General features: G+C 74.3%; 17 protein-coding genes. 3 read left to right on the top strand and 14 right to left on the bottom strand.

What is annotated here, in order from left to right:
* Positions 1-63 precede the first annotated feature (63 nt).
* From ACFYSC_RS18745 to mtnA, 12 genes are all read right to left on the bottom strand, one after another.
* Positions 64-669: an ATP/GTP-binding protein gene (locus tag ACFYSC_RS18745; RefSeq protein WP_362938224.1), complete on the bottom strand. Its 606-nt coding sequence runs from the start codon at positions 667-669 to the stop codon at positions 64-66.
* Positions 650-1036, bottom strand: a complete 387-nt coding sequence (locus ACFYSC_RS18740; RefSeq protein ID WP_362938227.1) for a DUF742 domain-containing protein — start codon at positions 1034-1036, stop codon at positions 650-652. Before ACFYSC_RS18740 ends, ACFYSC_RS18745 begins: the two co-directional genes overlap by 20 nt.
* On the bottom strand, positions 1036-1458 hold the full coding sequence (locus ACFYSC_RS18735) for a roadblock/LC7 domain-containing protein (RefSeq protein WP_362938230.1): 423 nt from the start codon (positions 1456-1458) through the stop codon (positions 1036-1038). The genes ACFYSC_RS18740 and ACFYSC_RS18735 overlap by 1 nt, the downstream gene beginning before the upstream one ends.
* 98 nt (positions 1459-1556) lie before the next feature.
* On the bottom strand, positions 1557-4079 hold the full coding sequence (locus tag ACFYSC_RS18730) for a nitrate- and nitrite sensing domain-containing protein (RefSeq protein ID WP_389962815.1): 2523 nt from the start codon (positions 4077-4079) through the stop codon (positions 1557-1559).
* A gap of 213 nt (positions 4080-4292) precedes the next feature.
* Positions 4293-5993 (bottom strand): prenyltransferase/squalene oxidase repeat-containing protein, encoded by a 1701-nt coding sequence (locus tag ACFYSC_RS18725; protein WP_389962813.1) that lies wholly within the window; start codon positions 5991-5993, stop codon positions 4293-4295.
* A gap of 53 nt (positions 5994-6046) precedes the next feature.
* Positions 6047-6928, bottom strand: coding sequence for a terpene synthase family protein (locus ACFYSC_RS18720; protein ID WP_389962809.1), 882 nt, complete (start codon positions 6926-6928; stop codon positions 6047-6049).
* Complete coding sequence (locus ACFYSC_RS18715) at positions 6925-8259, bottom strand: cytochrome P450 (protein ID WP_389962806.1); 1335 nt, start codon at positions 8257-8259, stop codon at positions 6925-6927. Before ACFYSC_RS18715 ends, ACFYSC_RS18720 begins: the two co-directional genes overlap by 4 nt.
* Before the next feature lie 572 nt (positions 8260-8831).
* Entirely contained in the window at positions 8832-9800 is a 969-nt protein-coding gene (meaB, locus tag ACFYSC_RS18710; RefSeq protein ID WP_389962803.1) for a methylmalonyl Co-A mutase-associated GTPase MeaB, read from the bottom strand.
* Positions 9784-11979, bottom strand: a complete 2196-nt coding sequence (scpA, locus tag ACFYSC_RS18705) for a methylmalonyl-CoA mutase (protein WP_389962800.1) — start codon at positions 11977-11979, stop codon at positions 9784-9786. The genes meaB and scpA overlap by 17 nt, the downstream gene beginning before the upstream one ends.
* Complete coding sequence (locus ACFYSC_RS18700) at positions 11976-13793, bottom strand: methylmalonyl-CoA mutase family protein (protein ID WP_389962797.1); 1818 nt, start codon at positions 13791-13793, stop codon at positions 11976-11978. The genes scpA and ACFYSC_RS18700 overlap by 4 nt, the downstream gene beginning before the upstream one ends.
* 82 nt (positions 13794-13875) lie before the next feature.
* Positions 13876-14640, bottom strand: coding sequence for an N-acetylmuramoyl-L-alanine amidase (locus ACFYSC_RS18695; RefSeq protein ID WP_389962794.1), 765 nt, complete (start codon positions 14638-14640; stop codon positions 13876-13878).
* Positions 14641-15056: 416 nt separating this feature from the next.
* Positions 15057-16037 (bottom strand): S-methyl-5-thioribose-1-phosphate isomerase, encoded by a 981-nt coding sequence (gene mtnA / locus ACFYSC_RS18690; protein ID WP_389962791.1) that lies wholly within the window; start codon positions 16035-16037, stop codon positions 15057-15059.
* Positions 16038-16343: 306 nt separating this feature from the next.
* On the opposite strand from mtnA, the gene ACFYSC_RS18685 reads away from it, so the two are divergent.
* The gene (locus ACFYSC_RS18685; protein ID WP_389962788.1) at positions 16344-17084 is read left to right on the top strand and encodes a DUF4232 domain-containing protein; all 741 of its coding nucleotides are present in this window, start codon (positions 16344-16346) and stop codon (positions 17082-17084) included.
* 98 nt (positions 17085-17182) lie between these two features.
* On the top strand, positions 17183-17797 hold the full coding sequence (locus tag ACFYSC_RS18680) for a gamma carbonic anhydrase family protein (protein ID WP_389962785.1): 615 nt from the start codon (positions 17183-17185) through the stop codon (positions 17795-17797).
* Between the two features lie 24 nt (positions 17798-17821).
* Here the strand turns inward: ACFYSC_RS18680 and ACFYSC_RS18675 are convergent, their stop codons facing one another.
* Positions 17822-18295 carry a nuclear transport factor 2 family protein gene (locus ACFYSC_RS18675; RefSeq protein ID WP_389962782.1) on the bottom strand — a complete coding sequence of 158 codons (474 nt, stop codon included), beginning with the start codon at positions 18293-18295 and terminating at the stop codon, positions 17822-17824.
* A gap of 103 nt (positions 18296-18398) precedes the next feature.
* On the opposite strand from ACFYSC_RS18675, the gene ACFYSC_RS18670 reads away from it, so the two are divergent.
* Positions 18399-19079 carry a TetR/AcrR family transcriptional regulator gene (locus ACFYSC_RS18670; protein WP_389962779.1) on the top strand — a complete coding sequence of 227 codons (681 nt, stop codon included), beginning with the start codon at positions 18399-18401 and terminating at the stop codon, positions 19077-19079.
* On the opposite strand, the gene ACFYSC_RS18665 is transcribed toward ACFYSC_RS18670, so the two are convergent.
* Positions 19048-19242, bottom strand: a complete 195-nt coding sequence (locus tag ACFYSC_RS18665; protein ID WP_389962776.1) for a hypothetical protein — start codon at positions 19240-19242, stop codon at positions 19048-19050. The two genes, ACFYSC_RS18670 and ACFYSC_RS18665, sit on opposite strands and share 32 nt — an antisense overlap.
* Positions 19243-19492: the final 250 nt, after the last annotated feature.

The raw sequence follows: 19492 nt of genomic DNA, 5'->3' as shown, positions 1-19492 counted from the left end.
GGTTCCGGTCAGGGGTGGCCGGCGCCGCGCGGTCCTGGGGGGCCGCGCGGCCGGGAGCCCGGCTCAGCGGCTGCTCGGCGCCGGACCCAGACGCATCCGCATCGCGTGCTCCACCAGCGTGATCAGGACCTCCTTGCCGGACTCCCGGCGGCGGGCGTCGCACATCACGATGGGGATGTCCTCGTGGAGGGTCAGGCCGAGCCGTACCTCGTCGAGGTCGTAGCGGCGGGCGCCGTCGAAGCAGTTGACCGCGACGATGAAGGGCGTCTCGCGCCGCTCGAAGTAGTCGAGGGAGGGGAAGCAGTCGGCCAGCCTGCGGGTGTCGGCGAGCACGACCGCGCCCAGCGCGCCGAGGGCCAGCTCGTCCCACAGGAACCAGAAGCGCTCCTGGCCGGGCGTGCCGAACAGGTACAGCCGGTAGTCGTCGCCGATGGTGATGCGGCCGAAGTCCATCGCGACCGTGGTCGTCTTCTTGCCCTCCACCCCCGACAGGTCGTCGATCCCGATGCCCTGGTGGGTCAGGGTCTCCTCGGTACGCAGCGGCTCGATCTCCGACACCGACCCGACCAGGGTCGTCTTGCCGGCTCCGAAGCCTCCGGCGACCAGGATCTTGATCGCCTTGGGCAGCGTGACGCGCCCCGCTTCGCGGTCAGAGCGCACGGAGGCCATCCAGCACCGCCTTGTAGAGCTTCTCGTCGTGCATGTCCGTCTCCGAGTGAGGTTCTTGCGTGGCGATGAGTCCCTGGTCGAGCAGGTCGCTGAGCAGGACGCGGACCGTGCCCGCCGGGAGGTTGATGTGCGCGGCGATCTCCGCCACCGACTGGGGCCGGTGGCAGAAGCGCACGATGGCCTGGCACTCCGGATCGAGACCGCCCGCCCCCGCGTGGGCGGGGCCCACGGCCACCGCCAGGGTGATCAGGTCGAACCGGCCACGGGTGGGCTCGGTCCTGCCGCGGGTGAGGACGTAGGGCCGGACGATCGCGCCGGCGTCATCCCCCACCCACTGCGTGTCGGGATGCTCGTCGGAGGCGGGCATCACGAACCGTCGTCCCCGGCGAGGTCGGAGCGCGCGGGTGAGGTGAGGTACTGGCCGACGCGGGTGACGAGCATGGCCATCTCGTAGGCCACCAGGCCGACGTCGGCCTGGTGGGCGCAGAGCACCGCCAGGCAGGCCCCCTGCCCGGCCGCGGTCACGATCAGGTACGCCGACCGCATCTCGATGATGGTCTGGCGCACCGCGCCGCCCTCGACGCGGTCGCTGACCCCCCGGCCCAGGCTCTGGATCGCCGACCCCACCGCGGCCAGATGCTCGGCGTCGGCCCGGTCGAACCCCCGCGAGGCTGCCAGCAGCAGGCCGTCGGTGGAGAAGACGATGCCGTGCTCGGCCTCCTCCACCCTCGCGACCAGGTCGTCCAGCAACCAGGCCAGGTCGGTGAAAGATCCTGTTCCCTGCACCACTCGTTGTCCTCTTTCTGCTTAATTCTGCTGAAAGGGCGGTAAATCACCCGCCGCGGCGGCCCCCGACGCCGACGCGGATCGGAGTCGTCACGGAACCGTCATCGGTCTCGTTCCCGCGACGGGCCGCCGGCCGGATCGTCCTCTTCGGAGAGCAGCTGGGCGGCCTCGGACCGGCCCCGGCGCGTGCCGGCCTGGAAGGAGGCCATGGCCGCGCGGATCGCGTCCGGCGAGGGCTCGCCCTCGCCGGACGCGGCCGGCTCCGCGGGCTCGGCGGACCACTGGCGCTCCTCCTGGAGGGGGGCCGCGAGGTTGGTCTGCGGGACGCGGCGCGGCAGGCCGCCGGGCGTGTGGCTGGTGTCGGGCGGCGGCAGGAGCGGCGGCGCCGCAGGCGTGGCGGGCGCGGCGGCGGCCGTACGGCGCGCCGCCGATCCGCCGGCTCCGCCGTCCATGTCATCCTCGACGCCGGCCGGGGCGGCCGGGGCGGCCGGGGCTGCTCCGACGGCCCCGACGGCCCGGCGCACGGCCTCCCGGGCCGGGCTCTCCCGGAAGGCGGAGCCCGGCGCGGAGGAGGGGTCGGGCACGGAGGAGGGATCCGCCAGGGACGGCCCGGCGGGGAGTCCCGCCCGCGGGGCGGCGGAGAAGACCGCCTCGGGGACCCGTACGGCGTTCTCCATCGTGACGTCGGCGGGGATCCCGGCGTCCCCGGGCCTGTCCCGCCCGCCGTTCCCGCCGTCTCCGCCCTCGCTCACCAGCTCCTGGGGGATCAGGACGACGACCGTCGTGCCGCCGTACGGCGAGGTCTTGAACGCCACCCGGATCTCGTGCCGCTCGGCCAGCCGGCTGACCACGTACAGGCCCAGGCGGGCGTTGCCGGCGAGCTTGAGCTCGGGGGGGTTGGCGATCCGCTCGTTGGCGGCGGCGATGTCCTCCGGGCTCATGCCCAGGCCCCGGTCCTCGATCTCCAGGGCGTAGCCGTGGGCCACGACGCCCCCGCTGACCTGCACGGTCGTGTAGGGCGGGGAGAAGGACGCGGCGTTCTCGACGAGCTCGGCCACCAGGTGGATGACGTCGCCGACCGCGCGCCCCTCCAGCTCGGCGTCGCCCAGGGGCAGCACGTCCACCCGGGTGTAGTCCTCGATCTCGGCCAGCGCGCCGCGGACCACGTCGATCATCGGGACCGAGTCGCGCCAGGCGCGGCCGGGTGAGGCGCCCGCCAGCACCAGGAGGTTCTCGGCGTAGCGCCGCATACGGGTCGCCAGGTGGTCGAGCCGGAACAGGTCCCGCAGCTCCTGCGGGTCGTTCTCCCGGCGTTCCATGACGTCCAGCACGCTGAGCTGGCGGTGGACCAGCGACTGGGTACGGCGGGCGAGGTTGCGCAGGATGTCGGCGATGTCGCGGCGGAGCTGGGCCTGCTCGGCGGCGACCTTGATGGCGGTGCGCTGCACGGCGTTGAACGCCTGGCCCACCTGGCCGATCTGGTCGCTGCCGAACTCCAGCTCGGGGGCCTCGGCCGCGACGTCGACCTCCTCTCCGTGGCCGATCCGCTCGACGACCGAGGGAAGCCGTTCGTCGGCGAGCTCCCGGGCCGCGTCGCGCAGCTTCTCCAGCTGCCGGATCAGGGCGCGGGCGGTGGTGATGGACAGCACGATCGAGGCGATGACGGCGAGCAGTCCGAGTCCTCCGGCCAGGACCAGCCGGACGATGACGCCGGTGGCGACCGGCCCGGACCGCTCGACCACGCCGGCGCCCGAGGCGAGCACGACCTCGGCCAGCCGGGAGTGCGCCGGCTGGGCGACCGCGCTCCACTGCTGGGCGTCGATCAACCCGGAGGACACCGCCTGGTCGTTGCCGATCAGCAGGGTCTCCAGGGAGCGCAGCCGGGTGAACTGCTGCCCTTCGGACAGCCGCCGGTAGGCGTCCTGGTCGGAGGCGGGCAGCTCGTCCATCGACTGGGTCACCAGAAGCTGCCGGTTGCCGACGAGCTGGGTGAGCTGGACGCGCTCGGCGCCGGTGAGCCGGCCCGCCGTCAGGGCGCCGGCCACCAGGGCGTCCTCCTGGGCCAGGAGGTCGCGGGCCCGGTTCATCCTGATCAGTGCCCGGGTGTCTCCGGCGATCTCCTCGTCGTCCAGCGTCGCCATGGAGTCGTAGACGCGGAAGACCGCGTCGACGGCGCCGGTGAACATGGCGACCGCGTGGGCGCGGTCCATCTGCCCGCCGTCGATCGCCCCGCGCGCGGCGGTCAGGTCGTCGAGCAGCCGGCGGACCTCGCCGATGTGCCTGCCGAGCGTGTCGCTTCCCAGCAGCTCCACGGCGCGGCCGGAGGTGAGCGTGCGGAAGTTCGCGGCGGCGTCGTCGGTGCGCCCGCGCTGGGCGGCCAGCGCCTGCTGCCGCTGGCGCGGCCCGACGGCACTGCCCAGGGTGACCGCGGTGAGGCGGCGCTCGGCCTGGAGGGCGACGATGAGCTGCTCGCCGGGGTCGGCCACCTCGGTGCTGAGCGTGGCGACGCCCAGCATGTTGACGCCGTCCCGGACGGTCACCCACGCGGTGAACGCCCAGAGTGCGACAAGTGATACCAGCAGCGCCGTCACCTTGGTCCGCAGGCGTGGATCACGCACGCGCATAGCATCAACCCCGGAAAAAAGCAGAAAAATGGCTGTTTCGTCGCGGACCGATCAGCACATATACGTCGCCGTCGCCGCTTTGCAGGGATAAGTAGTACATCCCCAATGCACCCGCCAAACCCTAGCAATATCCCCAAATACCCTCAAGGCGAGGCATGAGTAAAAATGCCCGTCTGTCCTTTTCGAGAGGTTCACCAGTGGTTTTTCCGGTGCTCACTCCGGCATGGCCCCCGTCTCCCCTCCGGAGAGGTGGAGCGCCCCCAGGACGGCCGCCCGCACGATGGCGACCGGCAGGTAGAGGTCCTTGTCGACCCAGAGCGGCGGCGGCCGGTGGTCCCGGGCGGCCAGCAGCGCCTCGCGGCCGCGCCGTACCGCGTCCCGCTCCCGCCGTGCCGCGGCCGGCTCCCGCCCGCGGGCGGCGCCGGTCAGCAGCAGGGTCTGCAGTGCGTAGGCGGTCTCCTCGGCGGTGCCCTCCCAGCGGCCCCAGGAGCCGTCCGGGCGCTGGGTGGCGAGCACCCAATCCGCGGCCCGGCCGACCGCCTCCCGCGACTCCGGGCCGCCGAACTCGGCCAGGGCGATCGCGCAGCAGGCCGTGGCGTAGTACGGCGAGACGTGCCAGCGGTCCGTCCACCTCCCCTCGCCGTCCTGGCGGTCGCGCAGCCAGGAGACGAGCTTGGCGACGACGGCCGCGTGCCGGGGCTCGCCGCCGCGGCGGCGCACGTACTCACCGAAGGCGTCGAGCACGTGGGCGTTGGTCGTCGGGGACATCCCCTCCTCGCCGCGCCAGGTGCAGAAGTGGGTGTCCAGCTCGAACGGCCACAGCCCCTCGGGCTCGCACGGCTCGCCGAGCAGCGCCAGCGCGTGCAGCGCCACGGAGGTGGTGTCGGCGTCGGCCGGCAGCCCCGGCCCGGTGGCGACCCCGTCCGGTCCCAGCCTCTCGCGCAGGCTCGCCGCCAGCTCTGGCGGCGCCTCCACGGGGAGGCCGGCGCGCAGCAGCCAGCTCAGCGTCCAGCCGCGCTCGAACACGGTGATGGGGAGGGCACACGGCACCGGCCCGCCGGAGACCGACACCACCTCCTCCAGGTACCGCCGCACCGGGGCCGCCGCGCCGGGCGGGCGCGCGCCGTTCCCGGGGCCGCCCGCCGGGGCGTCCCCCTCCGGCCCGGCGCCCGGCGGGGCCGCGGCCAGCCAGGCGGCGCTCGCCGCGGGCGACGCGCCCACGGCCGCCATCCCCGCGGTCATCGGCGTCGGGGCGATCCCCTGCGCGGCCGCCCCTTCCGGGCCCGCCGCCTCCAGCGCGTGGACCAGCTTCTGCGGAACGGCCGCGCCGGAGGCCATCCACCGCCTGACCGCGGCCAGCTTGGCGCCGTCCGCACCCGGGAACGGCCCCGGCGCCGGGCCGAGGCGGCCGGCGGTGTCCGGGTCCTCCGCGTCGAGGTGACCGCCGATCAGGGAGAGCAGGCAGGGCACGATGAGCTCGATCGCCGGCATGTCCGGCAGCGGTTCCTTCCGGCCCGGGGCCGCCTGGGACCGCACCAGCGCGAGGCCCCGGGCGGCGGCCTTGGCCAGCAGGTCGCGGTCGGCGGAGGACTCCCGGCGGCGCTCGGCCAGCAGCGCCTCGACCGCGCTGAGGGTGGGGACGAGGCCGTGGTGGCCCGGAGGGCCCCAGCCGCCGTCCCCCCGCTGGGTGGCGATCAGGAAGTCGATCCGCCCGGCGTGCCCGGACAGCCACGGCGCCAGGCTCACCACCCGGCCGGTCTCGTACGGCGAGGGCGACACCTGGCCCCAGGGCTCGGCCAGCAGGCCGGCCACCAGCTCCCGCGCCGCGGCGGGCAGGTCGCCGGGGGCGTGAGACCGGCCGGGCGTCTCCGGGGCGGGCCGGCCGGCGGCGCTCACGACACTCACAGCATTCACGGCGCTCACGGCATTCACAGCGCTCACGGCGCCCGCAGCGCTCACGACGCCGGTCACAGCGTCCCCCAGTAGTCGCCGACCCGGTAGAACCCGGCGCAGAAGTCCATCTGGCGCTCCATGTAGCGGGCCAGCTCCGGGTGGGCGTCCAGCGCGGCCAGGAGCTCCCTGGCGTCGGCGGCGAGTTCGGCGGTCCGCCGTTCGATCCCGGCGCGGCCGCCGCCGAGCGGGATCGCGTTGAGGTCGCCCCAGGCGACGTCCCGCTCGTAGGTGCCGAGGTCGTTGAGGAGGCGGATGACCCGCTGCACGGCCCGGCTCGCCTCGCGCAGCGGCTCGGCGTCCGCCACCGCCCCGCCGTCCGCGACGTGGATCCAGTGGGCGGCGAAGACGAAGGAGAAGCCGAGGTTGTCGGCGTTGGCGAGATACTCCTCCAGCGTGGGCCGGGCCTTCTCGCTCTTCCAGCGCCACTCGGTGAGCATGCCGTCCAGCATCCGCCGCAGCTCGTCGCGCCAGACCGGCCCGAGCACGCCGTACGCGGGCGAGGCGGACAGCTCGTCGCGGATGTCCGCCAGCATGCGGGTCAGGTCGTCGCCGGGGACGGGCGGGGCGCCCGCGGCCACGTCCGCGCAGCGCCGGGCGATGCCCTCGACCTCCTCCCGGGAGTCGGCGACGTAGTCGACGAGCCAGTCCAGGCCGAAGGCCCACAGGGTGACCTTGTTGGCCATCCGCAGCCGGTCGGCGTCGAGCCACGGCCCGCTGAAGGCCATCGCCAGGGAGAGCGTGCTGTACAGGGCGGCGTCGAACGGCTTGGCGGAGAACAGTTCCGGGTAGGCCGCCGCCCACCCGCGCATGTCCCGCTGGGCGTGGCCGGCCCCGGCGCAGATCGCCCCGCACTCCGCGGCCGGCGGCCAGGCGTCCCGGGCGGGCGCGGCCGTCATCGCCCGGCCCCGACCCGGTCGCGTCCGGTGAAGGACACCTTCAGCATGACCTTCTGCTTCGGGCGCAGCGAGGCCGCCCAGCCCATGGGGTACGGCCCCGGGGTGGGCACCGACACGCGGTACCGGCTGAGGATGGAGGCGACCACGAGCGGCGCCTCGACGTAGAACAGGTGCTCGCCCAGGCACTTGTGCGGCCCGCCGCCGAAGGGGAAGTAGGAGTACCTGTGCCTGCGCTCCCCCTCGGCGGGCGCGAACCGCTCGGGGTCGAACTCGTCCGGGCGCTCCCAGAACGCGTCCAGCCGCTGCGTGGCGTAGGGGGAGATGAACACCGTCGAGCCGCGCCGGATCCGCACGCCGCCGATCTCCGCGTCCTCCATGACCTGCCGCGGCAGCAGCCAGCCCGCCGGGTACATGCGCAGGGTCTCCAGCAGCGCCATCCGGGTGTAGGTGAGCCGCGGGAGGTGCTCGGGCAGGGCCGGGCCGCCGCCGACCACCTCGTCGATCTCGGCCTGGAGCCGGGCCTCGACCTCCGGGTGCTCCTTCAGCAGCAGCCACAGCCAGGTGATGACCATCGCGGTGGTCTCCGAGGAGGCGGCGTAGACGCTGACCAGGGCGTCGCGGATCTGCTTGGCGGTGAGCGGGTCGCCGTTGTCGTCGGTGGCGCGGCAGAGCATCGAGATGACGTCGGTGCTGTCGTCCGGGTGCTCCATGGCACGGCGCACGATCGGGTACACGACGTCGTCGATTCGCTGGACGGCCCTCTCCAGGGCCCGGTCGCGGGGCACCCGGATCGTGTAGGGCATGAACGGCATGAGGAACCGGTAGACGAGCGAGTTGGCGACCGTGTCGAAGGCGGGGATGATGTCCTCCCCGTCCTTGCGGTCCAGCTTGTCGCCGAACAGCACCCGGTTGACGATGTAGGTGAGGATGGTGGACATCTCGGTGGCGGCGTCGAAGCTCTGCCCGGACCGGGCGAGGTCGTCCCACTCCTCGATGCGGCCGGCGACGCGCCGGGAGACCTCCTCGGTGATCGTGGCGATGTACCGGGTGGTGAACATCGGCTGCAGGATCTTCCGGCTGACGTGCCACTGCTCGCCGTCACCCATGATGCTGTGCCCGAAGAGCCGGTCCAGGGGACGCCAGAACATCCCCACCCGCTGGTAGTTCGTCCACTCCAGGCGCATCACCTGCTGGACGTGGTCGGGGTGGGAGACCAGGTAGGGCCGGAACGGTCCCAGCCCCAGCCGGACGACCTCCCCGCCCGACCGGCGGGCGAGGTCCGCCAGGGCGACCGCGGGGTCGCGGAGCAGGGCCGGAAGGGCCCGGTGCATCGGAACGGACCTCGCCCGTCGAGCGGATGAAACGGCCACATCTGTCGGCATCGCCAAGGTCTCCCCACCGGCGCCCCGAATCCGCGCAGCACGAGACCGCCCATGGCGGTGCGGGCCGTACGGGATCCGGGAGCGGGGTCCGGCCACCTCGCCACGGCCGGTTCCCGCGCGGAAGGAACAGGTCAGGACCTGCCGGAGGGCAGCCCTCGCGCGACCTTCCCGCGCACCGTCATGCGCTTTCCGTCCTTGCGGTATTCACTGAGCGCACTATTACGACATTTGCAACTCTTGGCGCGAAACATTACATGATCCACCACTTGTGATCAAGTGGTGGTAAAACCATAAACTGCATCAGTACCGACAACTCCGGGCATTGGACCCGAATTAACAAGACGGAAACCCCTGTATGTCAACTTTCGCCTTGACATTCCACCACATCGGGTGGTCATCTGAGGTCCGGCCCGGACGGTGCCGCCGCCGGGCGTGACCGGCCGGCCGTCGCGGCGGGTCCCCGGCTCCCAGCCCGCCGGGCCCCGGCCCATCGGCTCACAGGCCCGGTCCGCGGGGTCCGCTCACTCGCGGAAGGCCGCCAGGATCCGGTCGGCGGCCAGGGACGGCGTCAGCGTCCCGGCCCGCACGTCCCGCTCGATCTCGGCGGTGATCCCGGCCACCCGCGGATGCCCGTGCAGCGCCGCCAGCAGCCGGTCGGTCACCAGCGACCAGGTCCAGCGGACCTGCTGGCGCCGGCGGCGCTCCTCCAGCTCACCCGAGGCGGCCAGCGCGTCCTGGTGGGCGACGACGTGCGCCCACAGCTCGTCCAGCCCGGCGCCCGACATCCCGCTGCAGGTCAGCACCGGCACCGTACGCTCCGAGCGCAGCAGCCGCAGCGCCCCGGCCAGCTCCCGGGCCGCCTTGCGGGCGTCGGCCTCCCCCGGCCCGTCGGCCTTGTTGACCGCGATCACGTCGGCGAGCTCCAGCACGCCCTTCTTGATGCCCTGGAGCTGGTCGCCCGTCCGCGCCAGGGCCAGCAGCAGGAAGGTGTCGACCATGTCGGCGACGGCGGTCTCGGACTGGCCCACGCCGACGGTCTCCACCAGCACGACGTCGTAGCCGGCGGCCTCCACCACGACCATCGCCTCCCGCGTCGCCCGCGCGACGCCGCCCAGGGTGCCGGAGGTCGGCGAGGGCCGGATGAAGGCGTCCGGGTCGGCGGCCAGGCGCGCCATCCTCGTCTTGTCGCCGAGGATGCTGCCGCCGGTCCTGGTGGACGACGGATCGACGGCGAGCACCGCCACCCGGTGCCCCTGACCGGTCAGCCGCACGCCGAGGGCGTCGATGAACGTCGACTTGCCCACCCCCGGCACGCCGGTCACGCCGACCCGGCGCGCCCGGCCGGCCGACGGGGTCAGCTCGGCCAGCAGCCGCTGCGCCAGCTCCCGGTGGTCGGGGCGGGAGGACTCCACCAGGGTGATCGCCCGTGCGATCCACGCCCGGGAGCCCTCCTTCACCCCGGCGGCGTAGTCGTCAAGCGTCCGCGCCATGGTCCAGCCGGGTGAGCAGGTCGGCGAGCAGCCCGCGGGCGGCGTCGGCGATCACGGTGCCGGGCGGGAAGATCGCCGAGGCCCCGGCGGCGCGCAGCGCGTCGAAGTCGCCCGGCGGGATCACCCCGCCGACCACGATCATGACGTCCCCGGCGCCGAGCGCGGCGAGCGCGTCGCGCAGGGCGGGCACCAGCGTCAGGTGCCCCGCCGCCAGCGAGGAGACCCCGACCACGTGCACGTCGGCCTCGACCGCCTGGCGGGCGACCTCCTCGGGCGTCTGGAACAGCGGGCCGACGTCCACGTCGAACCCGAGGTCGGCGAAGGCCGTGGCGATCACCTTCTGGCCCCGGTCGTGGCCGTCCTGGCCCATCTTGGCCACCAGGATCCGGGGGCGTCGCCCCTCCAGCCGCTCGAACCCGGCGCACAGGTCGCGGACCTCGTCCACGCCGGAACCCACCTCCTCCCGGTACACCCCGGAGATCGTGCGGACCTGGCCGGCGTGCCGGCCGAAGACCTTCTCCAGCGCCTCGGAGATCTCCCCGACGGTGGCCTTGGCGCGGGCCGCCTCCACCGAAAGCGCGAGCAGGTTCGCGCCGTCCTCCGCGCCCTTCGTCAGCGCCGCCAGCGCCTCCTCCACCGCGCGCGGGTCGCGCTCGGCGCGCAGCCGGCGGAGCTTGTCGAGCTGCCGGGCCCGCACCGCGGTGTTGTCGACCTTCAGCACCTCGATGGGCTCGTCGGCGTCGGGCCGGTACTTGTTGACGCCGATGACCGGCTGCGCCCCGGTGTCGATGCGGGCCTGGGTGCGGGCGGCGGCCTCCTCGATGCGGAGCTTGGGCAGCCCGGCGTCGATCGCGGCGGCCATGCCCCCGGCCGCCTCCACCTCCTCGATGTGCCCCCACGCCCTGCGCGCCAGCTCGGCGGTGAGCCGCTCGACGTAGTAGGAGCCGCCCCACGGGTCGATCACCCGGCAGGTGCCCGACTCCTGCTGCAGCAGCAGCTGGGTGTTGCGGGCGATCCGCGCCGAGAAGTCGCCCGGCAGCGCCAGCGCCTCGTCCAGCGCGTTGGTGTGCAGCGACTGGGTGTGCCCCTGGGTGGCGGCCATCGCCTCCACGCAGGTGCGCACCACGTTGTTGAAGACGTCCTGGGCGGTCAGCGACCAGCCGGAGGTCTGCGAGTGCGTCCGCAGCGACAGCGACTTGGGGTTCTCCGCCCCGAACCCCGACACCAGCCTCGCCCACAGCAGCCGGGCGGCCCGCAGCTTGGCGACCTCCATGAAGAAGTTCATGCCGATGCACCAGAAGAACGACAGGCGCGGCGCGAACGCGTCGACGTCCAGGCCCGCGCCGACCCCGGCTCGCAGGTACTCCAGGCCGTCGGCGAGGGTGTAGGCCAGCTCCAGGTCGCAGGTCGCCCCGGCCTCCTGGATGTGGTAGCCGGAGATCGAGATCGAGTTGAACTTCGGCATCCGCTCGCTGGTGTAGGCGAAGATGTCGGAGATGATCCGCATCGACGGCCCAGGAGGGTAGATGTAGGTGTTGCGGACCATGAACTCCTTGAGGATGTCGTTCTGGATGGTGCCGGCGAGCTGCTCCGGCGCCACCCCCTGCTCCTCGGCGGCCACGATGTACAGCGCCAGCACCGGCAGCACCGCGCCGTTCATGGTCATCGACACGCTCATCCTGTCCAGCGGGATGCCGTCGAAGAGCTGCCGCATGTCGTAGATCGAGTCGATCGCCACCCCGGCCATGCCGACGTCGCCGGCCACCCGGGGGTGGTCGGAGTCGTAGCCCCGATGGGTCGCCAGGTCGAAGGCGACCGACAGGCCCTTCTGCCCGGCGGCGAGGTTGCGCCGGTAGAAGGCGTTGGACTCCTCGGCGGTGGAGAAGCCGGCGTACTGCCGGATCGTCCACGGCTGGGTGGCGTACATCGTCGGGTACGGCCCGCGCAGGTACGGCGCCACGCCCGGGTAGGTCGCCGGGAAGTCCAGCCCGTCGAGGTCGGCGGCGGTGTAGAGGGGCTTCACCCCGATCCCCTCGGGGGTCTCCCACACCGGCCCGCCCCGGCCGTTTCCGGAGGCACGCCGTACGGCCGGCCCGGCGGCGCTCCCACCGCCGTCCGGTGGAACCGAGGAGGCGCTCTCACCGCCGTCCAGCGGGACCGAGGAGAAGTCGGGAATCATCGGGTCACCCCCAGGTCGTCGAAGGTCGTGCGGAGCACGCCGAGCGCGTCGCACCCGGCGTACAGGTGGTCGTCCACACCCGGGTACTCCCCCCGCCCGGCCAGCCAGATCCTCCTGGCCCCGGCCGCGCGCAGCGCGGCGGCCACCGGGGCGGCGTGCTCGCCGTACAGGCGGTCGCCGGAGCACAGGCAGGCGACCCGCGCGCCGGAGGCGGTGAACGCGGCGGCGATCTCCTCCGGGTCGGTCAGCGGGCCGCCCGGCACGGTGGCGATCCCGCCGGCCTGGAACAGGTTGGCGGCGAACGACGCCCTGGCGTTGTGCGCGGCCACCGGCCCGATGGTCGCCAGGAACACCCGGGGGCGGACCGGCTGGGCGTCGGCCAGGTCGCGCAATCGCTCGAACTCCCCGGCGTAGTGGACGCCGGAGGCGGGACGCGGGTGCGGCGGGCGCCGCAGCGGGCGCTCGGCCGGGTCGGGGAACTCGCTCACCCCGGTGATCGGGTCACGGCGGTGCGCGACGGCCTCGGCACGCCGCTCCCGGGTGGCGGCCAGCCGCTGGGCGACGAGGTCGTCCCCGCCCTCCGACCCCGCGCCGCCGGCGCGCTCGATCTCCCGGAACCACCCCCAGGCCCGCTCGGCCAGGTCGCGGGTGAGGCGCTCGACGTAGTAGGAGCCGCCGGCCGGGTCGGCCACCCGGGCCACGTGGGCCTCCTCCAGCAGCAGCGAGTGGGTGTTGCGCGCGATGCGGCGGGCGAAGGCGTCCGGCAGGCCCAGCCGGGCGTCGAACGGCTGCACGGTCACCGCGTCGGCCCCGCCGGTGCCGGCCGCGAAGCAGGCGAGCGTGGTGCGCAGCATGTTCACCCACGGGTCGCGGGCGGTCATCATGGCCGAGGAGGTCACCGCGTGCTGGCGCTGCCCGGCGTTCCGCGTCACCCCGCACACCTCGGCGACCCGGGCCCACAGCAGGCGCGCGGCGCGGAGCTTGGCGATGGTGAGGAACTGGTCGGCGGTGGCGGCGTAGCGGAACTCCAGCTGCCCGAACGCCTCCTCCTCGCCCAGCCCGGCGCCGGTCAGCACCCGCAGCGCCGCGACGCCCGCGGCGAGGGAGCAGCCCAGCTCGTCGGCGTCGCCGCCGCCGGCGTCGTGGTACGGCGTGGCGTCCACGACGGCCGCGCGCAGCCCGGGGAACTCCGCGGCGCAGCGCCGGGCCAGGTACGCGGCGGTCTCCGGGTCGCGCAGCGGGTCCGCGCCCAGGGTGCCGGTCAGGAACCCCGCCACGGACCCGCCGTCGCCGCCGCCGGCCGCGGGCCCGCCGGGGCCGCTCCCGGCGGGGCGCTCACGGGCGGCCTGCCCGGCCGCCAGTGTGAACAGGGTCTCGGCCGCCTCGCGGGTGCGCTCCCCGGCGTCCAGCGCGACCGAGATCAGCTCCAGGTGGACCCGTTCCAGGACGCGCGGCAGGTCCTCGGGGCCGACGGCGAGCCACAGCGAGGTGACGCCGTTCTCCAAGTCGGCGAGCACCGCCTCGGCGTCGGCCGTCTCGTGCCGCTGCCGCGTCTCCCAGCCGCCGCCCCCGGGCCGGGAGCCGCGGACGTAGGGGGCGGCTCCCGGCAGACCGGGATCGCCGGGCAGGTCGGAGGCGTCGTAGAGCGGGGCGATGGTCACACCGTCGTGGGTCGTCACGGCCAGCGCCTCCTCGGGCGAGGCCGCCTCCACGCCCGACCTGCGCAGGACCCCGAGCGCCAGTTCCCGCCACCGCTCCCGCGTGGCCGGAGGGAAGCCGGCGGTCCATCGAAGTTCCTCAGGCGGCACCGTCATGCCTGGGATCGTAAGCCCCGCGGCCCGGTGACGGCGTCCCGGGGTCCCCGCCCGGGTGTGTCCCGCCCGGGGTCCGGGCCTGTCAGGTGACGGGCTCCTCCCAGGCGGCGTTCCAGGTGGCGCGGTCGACGGCGCCGGTGGCGGGCAGGCCCTTCTCCTCCTGGAACTTGCGGCAGACCCGCTGGGACTCCTCGCCGTACAGGCCGTCGGCGTCGAGATCCCAGCCGCGCTCGCGCATCTGGCGCTGCCAGGTGCGGACGTCCGCGCCCTCCATGACCGGCGGGTACTTCAGGACGCGCCCGGGGAAGACCGGGTGCGGCTCCGGCGGGGCGGGGGTGCCGCCGGGACGGGGCGCGCCCCGCTTCACCCACGCGTACAGCGGCTCGCCGGGGCAGTCGGTGGCGTACCCGTCGCGGTGACCCTTGATCTCCCGGCCCGCGCCGCCCTCGGCGCGCAGGTACTCGACCGCGTCGAGTACGGCGTGCAGGATGCCGTCGGTGGGCTTGGTGAGCCCGGTCGAGCCGACCAGGGCCAGCACCGCGTAGTGGCCGCTGTTGAGGCCGGGGCCGTTGGCCGCGGGCAGGTGGTGCAGCCCCCTGCCCTCGAACACCTTCCGGTGCGGGCACGCCACCATGCTGTAGCCGATGTCCAGCCAGCCGTTGCCGTCCATGTGCTGGTTCTGGATGGACCTGACCAGGGCGACGCACTTGGCGTGGTCGTCGACGATTCCGGGGTCGACGCGCCCGCCGGTGTAGTGGACCTTCACGCCCTTGGTGGAGGAGATCCGCGAGTACGAGCCGCGGGGGGCGCGGGCGCCCCATGCGCGGCGGGTCACTATGTCGGCCACAGGTGTCTCCAGGGGGAACGCGAACTGCTCGATGTACCGCGCGACCGACGTTATCCGTAGCGTCCCACGAAGCGGGGCGGGTTTCGCAAATACCACCAGTCGCATCTTCGTCACATGCGGGGCCAATGACGGTTACACCCCGAACATGGACGTATCACTTCCACCTCCGGAGAGGTCGAAACCACCGGCGTCCCGCGGCGCCGGGCCCGGTCGTTCCCGCGTGGACCCGCCTGCGGCGGAAGATCGCAGGTCGGAAGCGAGGGGCGCGAGCCATGACGGCCCGCCGGGGACACGTCGAATGACCCGGACCACGTCGCCTCACCGGAACCGGGCGGACGACCATGACGCCCCGCCGAGGCCGGCTGCGGACGGACCGGGCCGCGGTGTCTCTTCCCCGGCTTCGACGGGCCGCCCCGCTAGAGCGTCTCGCCCCGGTCGGGGCGGATGACCCGGCGTTCGGTGACGATGGCGGTGATCAGGTCGCGCGGCGTCACGTCGAAGGCCGGGTTCAGCACGGCCGCGCCCTCCGGCGCCAGCCGTACCCCTCGCACGCCGAGCACCTCCTCCGGGTCGCGGTCCTCGATCTCGACGCGGTCCCCGGAGGGGGTCGCGAGGTCCACGGTGGACTCCGGGGCGACGACGACGAACGGCACCCCGGCGCGGCGGGCGCCCAGGGCCAGCGCGTAGGAGCCGATCTTGTTGGCGGTGTCGCCGTTGGCGGCGATCCGGTCGGCGCCGATCAGCACGGCGTCGGCCTCTCCCCTGGCCAGCAGGAACGGTCCCGCCGAGTCGACGACCAGCCGGTACGGGGCTCCCATCCGGCCCAGCTCCCAGGCGGTGAGCCGGGCGCCCTGCAGCAGCGGCCGGGTCTCCAGGGCCAGCACCCCGGCCAGTCGTCCCCGCTCGTGCAGGGTCTGCGCGACGCCGAGCGCGGTGCCGCGCTCCACCGCGGCCAGGCCGCCGGTGTTGCAGACGGTCATGATCCGCGGCCGGTCACGGCCGGTCAGCTCGCACACCAGGTCCGCGCCCCGCTCCCCCATGGCGCGGCAGGCCGCGATGTCGGCGTCGCGGATCTCCAGCGCGCGGCCGAGCACCGCCTCGAACCCCCCGCCGAGGTGCTTCAGCGCCTCGTCCACGCCCCAGGCGAGGTTGACCGCGGTCGGCCGGGCGGCCCGCAGCCGGGCCGCGGCGGCGGCCGGGTCCGGTTCGGTGGCCGCCGCGAGCGCGACGCCGAGCGCCCCGGCGACGCCGAGCGCGGGCGCTCCCCGTACGGCCAGCCGCCGGATGGCGTCGATGAGGCCGTCCACCGTCGTGACCCGGACGACGACGCACTCGCCGGGCAGCAGGGTCTGGTCCACAAGCTCGACGGCGTCACCGGCCCAGTCGATCGTCCGCATACCTGGCAATCTACGCCCGCTCCCCGGGGAGGCCGCCACCCCTGTTCCGGCCCGGCGGCCACGACCGCACGACGGCGCGGGGGACAGACCTGGGCGTCGCCGAGGCCAGGAGAACCTGACTCCCCGGATAGGACCGGGCAGGCCGGGCGGGCGCGCACCGTGCCCCGGCGATGACCGGCCGCCCAGGTCAGACGGGTTCTGGCTGCTTCTCCCTGTGCGGCGCGGGCGGAGGCGCCCGTCCGAAGCGCGCCCGCCGTCCTCGCAGCCCGGCGAACAAGTCGGGGCCGCCGTACGTCTCAGAGAGGCATGAGACGATCCAACGGCGCCGGGCGCCTCCCGGCCCTCTCGATGGTGGTGGCGGGCGTGCTGATGGCCTCGGCCGCGTGCGGCTCGGCGACGCCCGTCCAGCGGAACGGCTCCCCCGTGGGGACCGCCGGTGACGCCGCACCGATCGCAGCCGGGGACGCCGCGCCGATCACGGCAGGGGGAGCGCGGCCCGCGGACACCGCGCCGATCGCGGCCGGAGGCGCCGTGACGGCGACGACCGGGGACGCCGCGCCGGCCGCGGCGGGGGAAGCGCGGCCCGCGGACGCCGCCCCGGCGGCGGGCGTCGCCGCCCTCCCGGGCACGGCGGCGCCCGGACGCTGCCGGACCGGCGCGCTCTCGGCCCGGGTCGGGCGGGTGGACGCGGGCGCGGGTCAGCGGTACGCGCCGCTGGTGCTCACCAACAGGTCCTCCGGGACCTGCCGGGTGTACGGCTTCCCGGGCCTGGTCATGATCGACCGCGGCGGCGACGCGTTGCGCACCAGGCCGCGGCGGGAGAACGTCCGCCCGCAGGGGGTGACCCTGCGGCCCGGCGCCTCCGCCCACTTCAGGATGCACTGGACCGAGGTGCCGAGCGGGCGGGAGACCACCTGCCCGGCGGCCGCGCGGCTGATGGTCATCCCGCCGGACGAGACCGCCTACCTGACGATCCCCTTCACCGCGCGGGTCTGCGGCGACGGGCGCATCGACCTCACCCCGGCGGCCCCGGGCGCACGCCTCTGACCCCGGCGGCCCCGGGCGCACGCGCACGCCTCTGACCCCGTCCCCCTCTCCGGCCGCGCCCCCGGGGGCCGTGAAGCATGATCGGTTACGCTGGCGGGATGTTGCTGGAGCATCGCGGTGCGCGGCCGGTGGTTCCGGAGTCCGCGTACGTCGCCCCCTCCGCCGTGCTCTGCGGCGCGGTCGTCCTCGGCGAGCGGGCCCGCGTCCTGCACGGCGCCGTGCTCACCGCCGAGAGCGGCGAGGTGCGCGTCGGAGCGGACGTGGTGGTGATGGAGAACGCCCTGGTCCGCGGCCGGGCCGGGCACCCGGCGGTCCTGGGCGACGCCGTGCTGATCGGTCCGCACGCGCACGTCAACGGGGCGGTCGTCGAGGACGAGGTGTTCGTCGCCACCGGCGCCTCGCTGTTCCCCGGGGCGGTGGCGGGCACCCGGTCGGAGCTGCGGATCAACAGCGTGCTGCACGTGAACTCCCGGCTGGCCCCCGAGACCGTCGTGCCGATCGGCTGGATCGCGGCCGGCGACCCGGCCCGGCTGTTCTCCCCCGACCGGCACGAGGAGCTGTGGGAGGTCCAGCGCGAGCTCGACTTCCCCGGCACCGTCTACGGCGTGCCGCGCGGCTCGTCGATGCGCGGCATCATGGCCCGCCAGGTCGAGTTCTACGGCGCCCACCTGGAGGACCGCCTGCTCGACGATCCCGGCGGGCACGGAGGCTGACCTCCCGCCGGGCGGCCTCCCGCGTCAGCCCGCCGGGGCGTCGCCGTAGGCGGCCAGGAGCGCGGGGAGCGTTCCGGTGGCCGCGGCGATGGCGGCGGTGTCCTGGTACTCGCGCCATCGCACGACCTTCCCGCCGTACACGGTGAGCACCCCGACGAAGCCCGCGGCGGCGCGGAGGCCGGTGGTGGTCACCGTCCCGGCCAGCTCGTACTCCACGACGATGGTCCCCGGGTCGTCCGTACGGTGGACCACGACGTCGCGGACCTCCTCGAACCGCACGGGCAGCGCGGCCCGGCCCCGCTCGGCGAAGGCGGTGAACTCCCGGCGTCCCTCGATGCGGCGCGGACGGCCGGGCGGGGCGAACGGGGTCTCGACGACGGCGTCCTCGGCGAGCAGGTCGCCGAAGCCGGCGCCGCCCTCCAGCCACCGCTTCCGCGCGGCCTCGAAGACCTCGACGGGACCGGGCGCACCGGCCGTTCCCAGCACGTTCTCGGGCATGATGGATCCCCTCCCTGGCGGACGGATAAGATGAGTTTTGACTCACTTTGATAATCGTGAGCGGAGACTCACTTTGTCAACGCCCGGAAGGAGGACGGTTCCGATGGCCCCGCCGACATCACGGCCGACAGATCCCGCCGAGCCCGGCACCGCCGCGGGAAAGCCCACGGGAGAGCCCGCGGACCCGGCGGGCGGCCGGGGGATGCGCGCCGACGCCCGCCGCAACCGGGCCCGCATCCTCGCCGCCGCCGGGGAGGTCTTCGCCGAGAAGGGCCCCGCCGCCTCGACCGAGGAGGTCGCGGCCAGGGCCGGGGTCGCGGTCGGCACGGTCTTCAAGCACTTCCCCGCCAAGCGGGACCTGCTGCGGGCCATCATGAAGGACCTGCTCGCCGAACTGACGCGGGACGTCGCGGACCTCGCGGCCCGCGACGACCCCGCCGCGGCGCTGTTCGCCTTCATGGAGCGCACGGTGGAACAGGCCGCGCACAAGCGGACCGTCGCCGGCCTGCTGGCCGAGGCGGGCGCCGGGATCCAGGTCTCCGATGCCCTGCTGCCCCTGCGAGAGGGCATCGAAGCGCTCCTCACCCGGGCCCAGCGGGCCGGCACCGTACGCGAGGACGCGTGCGCCGACGAGGTGATCGCCCTGATCACCGGCCTGTGCCAGGGCGCGATGCACGCCGGATGGGACCCCGGGCTGCGCCGCCGCACCCTCGCCATCGTCGCCGACGGCCTCCGCGCTCACCCTGACGCGCTCACTCCTTCTCCGGTCCGACGAACAGGATGACCTGTCCGTCCGATCCGGCCACCGCGTCGTGGACGTACCACTCCGGCCTCACCTGGTCACGGCGGAGACCGTCGGGGTACGGCCGGTCGGACCCGTTGGACTCGTAGCGGTACTCGACTCCGGTGATCTTCCGCTCGTCCAGGACGGCCCACGCCTCGGCCACCGTACGGCCCGGGACGTCCCAGGGACGCGAGAATCCGGCATCCCCTCCTCTCCGAGGACGTGAAGCCGCGACGTCCCCGGGGAGACCACCCGGCCATGCGACGGCCGGAATCGGCGGGCCGTATCCGCCGCGATGTTCGGCGAAAACCCGTCACGTAAAGTGGTGTTCACGTTACGGTAAGCGACATGCCGTCTCCTGCTCACGACGCTCTCATCGAGCTCTTCCGTGACCACCCCCGACTGGCCGTGGA

The organism is Streptosporangium sp. NPDC004379 (assembly GCF_042873875.1).
In the GTDB taxonomy this organism is placed as follows: Bacteria; Actinomycetota; Actinomycetes; order Streptosporangiales; family Streptosporangiaceae; genus Streptosporangium.
Note: the sequence above shows the minus strand (reverse complement) of the source record. Positions and strands in the feature narration are given on the sequence as shown.

Bases quoted from the DNA above. Each gene is read 5' to 3' on its own strand.
- ACFYSC_RS18745 (WP_362938224.1), bottom strand. From the start codon at position 669: ATGGCCTCCGTGCGCTCTGACCGCGAAGCGGGGCGCGTCACGCTGCCC.
- ACFYSC_RS18740 (WP_362938227.1), bottom strand. From the start codon at position 1,036: ATGCCCGCCTCCGACGAGCATCCCGACACGCAGTGGGTGGGGGATGAC.
- ACFYSC_RS18730 (WP_389962815.1), bottom strand. From the start codon at position 4,079: ATGCGCGTGCGTGATCCACGCCTGCGGACCAAGGTGACGGCGCTGCTG.
- ACFYSC_RS18720 (WP_389962809.1), bottom strand. From the start codon at position 6,928: ATGACGGCCGCGCCCGCCCGGGACGCCTGGCCGCCGGCCGCGGAGTGC.
- ACFYSC_RS18715 (WP_389962806.1), bottom strand. From the start codon at position 8,259: ATGCACCGGGCCCTTCCGGCCCTGCTCCGCGACCCCGCGGTCGCCCTG.
- meaB (WP_389962803.1), bottom strand. From the start codon at position 9,800: ATGGCGCGGACGCTTGACGACTACGCCGCCGGGGTGAAGGAGGGCTCC.
- scpA (WP_389962800.1), bottom strand. From the start codon at position 11,979: ATGATTCCCGACTTCTCCTCGGTCCCGCTGGACGGCGGTGAGAGCGCC.
- ACFYSC_RS18700 (WP_389962797.1), bottom strand. From the start codon at position 13,793: ATGACGGTGCCGCCTGAGGAACTTCGATGGACCGCCGGCTTCCCTCCG.
- mtnA (WP_389962791.1), bottom strand. From the start codon at position 16,037: ATGCGGACGATCGACTGGGCCGGTGACGCCGTCGAGCTTGTGGACCAG.
- ACFYSC_RS18685 (WP_389962788.1), top strand. From the start codon at position 16,344: ATGAGACGATCCAACGGCGCCGGGCGCCTCCCGGCCCTCTCGATGGTG.
- ACFYSC_RS18680 (WP_389962785.1), top strand. From the start codon at position 17,183: ATGTTGCTGGAGCATCGCGGTGCGCGGCCGGTGGTTCCGGAGTCCGCG.
- ACFYSC_RS18675 (WP_389962782.1), bottom strand. From the start codon at position 18,295: ATGCCCGAGAACGTGCTGGGAACGGCCGGTGCGCCCGGTCCCGTCGAG.
- ACFYSC_RS18670 (WP_389962779.1), top strand. From the start codon at position 18,399: ATGGCCCCGCCGACATCACGGCCGACAGATCCCGCCGAGCCCGGCACC.